Below are 7,106 nucleotides of genomic sequence, written 5' to 3' on the forward strand. Positions count from 1 at the left end.
ACCCGCTGGATCAACAGAAATGCTATAGCGCACGACCACATCATGGCCGTGTGCAGGACAATCAGCGAGGCCGGGTCCAACATCTCCGTAAGTCCTTGGCGTGTGCAGTGCCGCATCAGAGTACACAGGCCGAAGGTTTTCGTCATCCCGAACCGGCTACTCCGCTTTCGGTTTCACGATCCATTCATGGGCCGGGTCGTTCTTGAAGCGCCACTGCCGCAACGGTCCGGCCATGACGTTCAGATAATAGAGATCATAGCCGTGGGGCGCGCCGACCGGGTGATAGCCGCGCGGCACCATCACGCAGTCGCCATTTTCCACGGCATAGGTTTCGTCGATATCGCGCGCGTCGGTATAGACGCGCTGAAAAGCGAAGCCTTGGGGGGGATTGAGGCGGTGATAGTAGGTTTCTTCGAGAAAAGTTTCCTGGGGGAAGGCATCTTGATCGTGCTTATGGGGCGGGTAGGAGGACCAATTGCCGCCGGGCGTGATAACCTCCACCACCAGCAGGCTTTCGGCGGGCGCGGTATCGGGCAGAATATTATAGACGAGGCGGCGGTTGCTGCCCTGGCCGCGCTCCTCGAACCCCACCGCGTCGGGCGGGATCAGGCGCACGGGGAATTTCCCGGTGCCGGGGGCGGAGCAGACCGCCAGTTCCACATCGCTGTCCGCCGTCACGGTAAAGTCGGATTGGGCGGGCACATAGACCGAATAGGGCTTGCCGTCGAAGGGCGAGGCGCGCCCGCCGATCTTCGTAAAAGTTTCATCGCCCGCGGTGACGGTGGCGAAGCCCGCGAGCAGCACCAAGCAAACCTCGCGATCCTCGGTCACTTCCGACAGGCTTTGGCCGGGCGCGAGGCGGAAGACGTCGAAACCCACATAGATCCAACCCGCGCTTTGCGGCGTGACCGATAGAACCCGGCCCATCGCGTCGGGGCTGTGGGTTTTCACGCGAAGATCAGCCATGTTTATCCTCTTTCCCCGCGCGGCGCGCCGGTTTCAAGAAAAGCTCCCAGGCGCAAAGCGCCGCTGCGCCCAGCGCCAGCGTGGCCCAAAACGGCTCCCCCCAAAAACTCTCGACCGCGCTCCAGCCGAGGCAGATCAGCAGAATCAGCAGACGCACCCAAAAAGGTTCGAGCCACGGGGGGAGAGGTTTGCTCATAACAGGCCAGCACCTTCGGCAAAGCGTTTCAAATTGGCGTGACCAAGCTTAGCATAGGTGAGGGGATTAGCCTTCGCCGGGTCTTGTTCGGCTTCGACGACCAGCCACCCCGCGTAGCCGGGAAGCTCCTTCAGCACGGCGGCGAAATCGACGCTTCCGTCGCCCGGTACGGTGAAGACGCCCTCGACCACCGCATCGAGAAAGCTCGTGTCGCGCGCTTTCACGCTCTCCATCACCGCCCGGCGCACGTCCTTGCAATGCACATGATGAATCCGCGCCCGGTAGCGTTTGGCGAGCGCAACCGGATCGGCCCCGGCGAAGGTCGCATGGCCCGCGTCGAGCAGCAACCCAACAGAGGGGCCGGTTGCCGCCATAAACGCATCGATATCGGCTTCGCTCTCAACCACCGTGCCCATATGGTGATGGTAGACGAGCATCAGCTTCCGCTGCCACGGCATCGGCGACCTGGGTTACGCGCTTGCCGAATTCCGCCCAATCGCCCGCCGCGAGTTTCGGGCGGGCAGAGAGCGGCTTGCTCTGGTCGCCGTGGATGGCGTTGGAGGTTTCGGCGAAAATCAACACCGAACAGCCCATCGCCTTGAGTAAATCTAGATGCGGGCGGATGGCCTCAAGTTCGGCGGCCGCATCGCGGACCAAAAGTTCCGAGGAGTACCAGCCGGAGACCAAGGCAATATCGTGCTGGCTCAGGATCGCTTTCAGCGGCCCCGCCGCGCGCGGGAATTTGTGACCGAGTTCGATACCGGTGAACCCCGCGTGCCGCGCTTCGGCAAGGCAGGTTTCCAGCGGGGTTGCGCCGCCAAGCGCACGCAGATCGTCATTCGACCAGGCAATCGGGTTAGTGCCGAGACGCACGGACATTTGTTAAACTCCTAACTTCTGAGCGCCGAGTTTTTCGGCATAAACCGCATGGGCTGCCTGAACTTCGGCGCGCGGTGAGACCTGCGGAACCGCGACATCCCACCAATGGCCCCCGGCTTGCGTCGAGACCTGCGGGTCGGTATCGATGACGATGACACTACTGCGGCTATGGCCGCGCGCGGCTTTTACCGCTGTTTCGAGTTCGGCGAGCGACGAGACTTTCACCGCAATCGCCCCCAGGCTTTCGGCATGGGCGCGGAAATCGATCTCTGGCAGCGTGGCGTGCTTCGTGTCCTGCAACAGATTGTTAAACGGCGCGCCGCCGGTGCCCTTTTGCAGCCGGTTGATGCAGCCGAAGCCGCGATTATCCAGCACCACCAGCGTCAGTTTTAGTCCAAGCATGATCGAAGTCGCGAGTTCGGAATTCATCATCAGGTAGGAGCCGTCGCCGACCATGACGATCACCTCGCGGTCGGGCCGCGCCAGCTTAACGCCCAGCCCGCCCGCGATCTCATAGCCCATGCAGGAGAAGCCGTATTCCAGGTGGTAGGTGCCGGGTTCGGCGGCATTCCAGAGCTTATGCAACTCGCCCGGCAAGCCCCCCGCCGCGCAAACGACGATATCCTCTGGCGTTCCGGCCCGCTGCACGGCGCCGATCACTTGTGCGTCGGTCGGCAGCGCGTTGGTGTGCGGATCGGCGAGAACGGTTGCCGCCGCTTGGGTCCATATGGCTTTTGCGGTAGCGAGCGCGTCCGTCCAGCCTTTCGGGGCCGAATAGGGGGCGAGCGCTTTCGTCAGCTCCTTCAAGCCCTCTTTGGCGTCGGCGACGAGCGGCTGCGCTTGGTGCTTGCCCGCGTCGAAGGGCTGGACATTGAGGCCAATAATCCGCCGGTTGGGGTTTTTGAACAGCGCCCAGGAGCCGGTCGTGAAATCCTGCAAGCGCGTGCCGAGAGCGAGAATCACATCGGCTTTTTCGGCGGCGTCATTGGCGGCGCTGGTGCCGGTCACGCCGATAGCCCCGAGGTTCAACGGATGATCGTAGGGCAGGGCGCTTTTCCCGGCCTGGGTTTCGGTGACCGGAATGTGATGGGTTTCGGCGAACTGGCGTAGGCGCGCCGTGGCCTCGGCATAATGCACGCCGCCGCCTGCGATGATAAGCGGGGCTTCCGCCGCCCGCAGCAGGGCGACCGCCGCTTCAAGCTCAGCATGGTCCGGGCGCGGGCGGCGCGGGGTCCAGAGTTTTTCCGCAAAAAAGCTCTCGGGATAATCGAAAGCTTCCGCCTGCACGTCCTGGCAAAAGGCGAGGGTGACGGGGCCGCAGTCGGCGGGGTCGGTCAGCACTTGCAGCGCGCGGGGCAGGGCGGTCAGAAGCTGCTCAGGGCGCTGAATCCGGTCGTAGAAGCGGCTGACGGGGCGGAAGCAATCATTTGCCGAGACGGTGGCGTCGCCGAAATCTTCGACCTGCTGCAACACCGGATCAGGTCGCCGATTGGCGAAGACATCGCCGGGGAGGAACAGCACCGGCAGCCGGTTAACGTGGGCGAGGGCCGCCGCCGTCACCATATTCAGCGCGCCGGGGCCGATGGAGGAGGTGCAGGCCATCATCCGCCGCCGGTTCTGCGCCTTTGCGTAAGCAATGGCGGCATGCGCCATGCCCTGTTCGTTATGGGCGCGATAGGTCGGCAGCGCGTCTTGCACACCGTAGAGCGCCTCGCCCAACCCGGCGACATTGCCATGCCCGAAGATCGCCCAGACCCCAGCGAAAATCGGCACGATTGCGCCATCGATCTCGGTTTTTTGGGCCGCGAGGTAGCGCACCAGCGCTTGCGCCGCCGTCAGACGGATGTGAGACATGATCCTCCCTATCCCTTTTTATTCTTCAGGCGGCGGCTTTACGCGCCAGACTGGCTTCCCAGGCTTGGGTAAGCCGGGCAAAAACGTTGGGCCATATCGGCAATTGCCGCAGCATCGTCAATACTGCCCGAAAGCCAAGCTTCCGCCGCCGCCGCGAAAATCGTTCGGCCCACGGCAAAGCCGCGCACCAGCGGGCTTGCCGCCGCCACCTCGAAGGCCGCAAGCAATTCCTCTTCCGGCGCTTCCAGCCCCAGCAGCACGACGCCCCGGCAGAGCGGATCGCGGGTGCGAATGGTCGCATCAATCCGCGCCCAGGCTTGGGCCGAAACCTGCGGCTCCAGCTTCCACCAATCGGGTTTGATGTCCAGATCATAAAGCCGGTCCATGACCCGCGCGACCGTATCATCGTGCAACGGCCCGTGTTTGCCCGCGATGATTTCCACCAGAAACTCGCGCCCCACCCGGCGGCTGGCGTCGCGCAGGGCGAGCAGCCGTTCTTCCTGCTGGGCTTTCAGTTCCTCGGGATCCTCGGGATGGTAGAAGCACAGGCATTTGACCACCTGATCCACCGGCCATTCGATAAGATGCGAGCCCAAATCGCCGCCGATTTCGAAGGTGAGCGGGCGGGAGCCGGGCTTTTCCACCGGGCGGCCGATCCAGAACCTGTGCGCGGCTGCGTCGAACAGCGCGGTTCGGCCATAGGTTCCGTCCAGCAGCATGCCGAAGCCCGTGCGGCCTGCGGCTACCTCGGCCGCCGCCGCGACGGCAAGCCGCTTGAACGGCTCGATACGGGTGCGCGGCACGCCCAACCGGTCGGCCAACTCTTCGAACTGGGCGCGGTGATCGATGGCGAGCGCCATGAGCGTTTCCGGCTGCGGGCGGCGTGTGGTCGCCCAATGCAGATGGTTCAGCGCCGCATCCTTGCGCAAAGCGCGCTGGGGGCTGCCTTCCTGCAAGAAAAACTGCAACTCCGGCCACGTCGGGATTTCCGGCGAGCAGAGCAGGCGCGAGACGGCGAAAGCGCCGCAGGCGTTAGCATAGGTGCAGCAGGTCTCCAAGGGTTCGCCCTTGAGCCAGCCGCGCAGGAAGCCCGACATAAAGGCATCGCCCGCGCCGAGCACATTATAAACCTCAATCGGGAAGCCCGCGCCGCGAATGCCTTGGTCCAGATCGTCCGGAATCCCGCCGGGGAAGACAACGCAGCCCATCGGCCCGCGTTTCAGCACCAGCGTTGCGGCGGTAACGGCACGGACGGCGCGCAAGGCGGCCCCAACCTCCTCCTGCCCGCCCGCAATGCGGAACTCCTCTTCCGTCCCGACGATCAAATCGCAGTCGGGCAGGATCGGCTGCACCTGCTGCGTCACCCGCTGGCTGGCGATATAGCGCGCATCGCCCGCGCCATGCCCGGCGAGGCCCCAAAGATTGGGGCGGTAGTCGATATCGAACACCAGTTTTCGACCGGCGGCTTTGGCAGCGCGTAAGGCTTTCCAGGTCGCGGCGCGCACGGTTTCGGTAGAAAGATGCGTGCCCGTCACCACCAAAGCCCCTGCCGAGGCAATGAAGGCCGGATCAATATCCGCCTCGCACAGGGCCATATCGGCGCAATTGTCGCGGTAGAAAATCAGCGGAAACTGGTGTTCGTCCTGCACCCCCAGCAACACAAGCGCCGTTAAGCGGGCGGGATCGGTCACGATGCCTCGCGTGCTGACCCCTTCGCGCTGCAATTGTTCGCGAATGAACCGGCCCATCGGCTCATCGCCCACGCGGGTTATGAGGGCGGAGCGCAGCCCCAACCGCGCGGTGCCGATGGCGATATTGGCGGGGCAACCGCCCACGGCTTTGGCGAAACTGGCGGTATCTTCCAAGCGGCAGCCGATTTGTTGACCGTAAAGGTCCACCGAGGCCCGGCCAAGGGTGATAACGTCCAAAATCTGTGGTTCAGTCATGGGAGCAATTCGTTCTAAGGGTGAGGGCGACTTCTAGGCGCGGAAAAGCGCTGAAAGGACCTGCCGTCTCTTGCGAGAATGAAACACTTATTCTATTATCGTGTCAAATCAGAATTTATCTTCTGCATTGCCACACAGTGAGGAAACAGAAAGCATGGTCTCCCTAGCCGTTTTGGGTGCCGGTCGCATCGGTCAAATCCACGCGCGCAATATTGCCGCCAATGGCCGCGTGACGCTGTTGGGCGTGTTCGATGTCGATGGTGCTGCGGCGCAAAAGCTTGCCGGTGCCTGCGCCTCCAAGGTCATCGATCTGGACACGGCCTTCACCGCCGATGCCATCGTCATTTGCACGCCGACCGACACCCACGCCGATTTGATCGAACGCGCCGCCAAGGCCGGAAAAGCCGTGTTCTGCGAAAAGCCGGTGGACCTGTCGCAAGAGCGCGTCCGCGCCTGCCTCGCGGTGGTGGAAGCCGCCGGGATCAAGCTGATGGTCGGCTTTAACCGCCGGTTCGATCCGAGCTTCCAGGCGCTGCAAGCGCGCCTCGCAGGCGGGGAAATCGGCAATCTTGAACTGCTGACCATCCTCAGCCGCGACCCGGCCCCGCCGCCCGTCTCCTATATCGCCCGCTCCGGCGGCCTGTTCCGCGATATGATGATCCACGATCTCGATATGGCGCGCTTCCTGCTCGGGGAAGAGCCGGTGGAAGTCTATGCGATCGGCTCGGCCCTCGTCGATCCCGCTATCGGGGACGCGGGCGATGTCGATACCGCTGCCGTCACCTTGCGCACCGCCAGCGGCAAGATCTGCCAAATCTCCAACTCGCGCCGGGCCACATATGGCTACGATCAGCGCATCGAAGCCCACGGCAGCAAAGGCCTCTTGCGCGCTGGAAATATGACCCAGACCACGGTCGAATCCGCCACCGCCACCGGCTTTACTACCGATCCGGCCCTACCGTTCTTCCTGGAACGCTACGCCAGCGCCTACCGCGCCGAACTCGACGCTTTTATCGCCGCCCTAGTCGAAGGCGCGCCCGCCTACCCGGACGGCAGCGACGGGCTGAAATCCCTCATCCTCGCCGATGCCGCCGCCGAGTCGGTGAAGACCGGGGTGCCGGTGAAGGTTGCGCTATAGGGGGTGTACGCAGGAGGCTCTGCCTCCTGCACCTCCGCTCAAGGGGCTCGCCCCTTGAGAATCCCTTTTTCGGACATTCAAACTGAGGGCTCCGCCCTCGGATAAAATCCTGCCGGATTCTTAAGGG

The 7,106-nt window shown here is 63.4% G+C and carries 7 protein-coding genes; 1 reads left to right on the plus strand and 6 read right to left on the minus strand.

Annotation, left to right across the window (positions count from 1 at the left end; all coding sequences use genetic code 11):
- Positions 1–156 precede the first annotated feature (156 nt).
- The 6 genes from iolB to VZ95_RS11370 are packed head-to-tail and all read right to left on the minus strand — an operon-like array spanning position 157 to position 5,841.
- Positions 157–966: a 5-deoxy-glucuronate isomerase gene (iolB, locus tag VZ95_RS11350; protein WP_045775941.1), complete on the minus strand. Its 810-nt coding sequence runs from the start codon at positions 964–966 to the stop codon at positions 157–159.
- Positions 959–1,162: a hypothetical protein gene (locus VZ95_RS11355; protein WP_045775942.1), complete on the minus strand. Its 204-nt coding sequence runs from the start codon at positions 1,160–1,162 to the stop codon at positions 959–961. The genes iolB and VZ95_RS11355 overlap by 8 nt, the downstream gene beginning before the upstream one ends.
- Positions 1,159–1,599, minus strand: coding sequence for a TIM barrel protein (locus tag VZ95_RS27105; RefSeq protein WP_232302623.1), 441 nt, complete (start codon positions 1,597–1,599; stop codon positions 1,159–1,161). Before VZ95_RS27105 ends, VZ95_RS11355 begins: the two co-directional genes overlap by 4 nt.
- Positions 1,562–2,041 carry an IolE/MocC family protein gene (locus VZ95_RS27110; protein WP_232302624.1) on the minus strand — a complete coding sequence of 160 codons (480 nt, stop codon included), beginning with the start codon at positions 2,039–2,041 and terminating at the stop codon, positions 1,562–1,564. The genes VZ95_RS27105 and VZ95_RS27110 overlap by 38 nt, the downstream gene beginning before the upstream one ends.
- A gap of 3 nt (positions 2,042–2,044) precedes the next feature.
- Positions 2,045–3,895 (minus strand): 3D-(3,5/4)-trihydroxycyclohexane-1,2-dione acylhydrolase (decyclizing), encoded by a 1,851-nt coding sequence (gene iolD, locus VZ95_RS11365; protein ID WP_045775943.1) that lies wholly within the window; start codon positions 3,893–3,895, stop codon positions 2,045–2,047.
- Between the two features lie 38 nt (positions 3,896–3,933).
- Positions 3,934–5,841: a bifunctional 5-dehydro-2-deoxygluconokinase/5-dehydro-2-deoxyphosphogluconate aldolase gene (locus VZ95_RS11370; protein WP_045775944.1), complete on the minus strand. Its 1,908-nt coding sequence runs from the start codon at positions 5,839–5,841 to the stop codon at positions 3,934–3,936.
- Positions 5,842–5,995: 154 nt separating this feature from the next.
- On the opposite strand from VZ95_RS11370, the gene iolG reads away from it, so the two are divergent.
- A complete protein-coding gene (gene iolG / locus VZ95_RS11375) occupies positions 5,996–6,979 on the plus strand; it encodes an inositol 2-dehydrogenase (RefSeq protein WP_045775945.1) in 984 nt (327 codons plus the stop codon).
- Positions 6,980–7,106 lie beyond the last annotated feature (127 nt).

Origin of the sequence: Elstera litoralis (assembly GCF_000963705.1) — a bacterium.
In the GTDB taxonomy this organism is placed as follows: Bacteria; Pseudomonadota; Alphaproteobacteria; order Elsterales; family Elsteraceae; genus Elstera; species Elstera litoralis.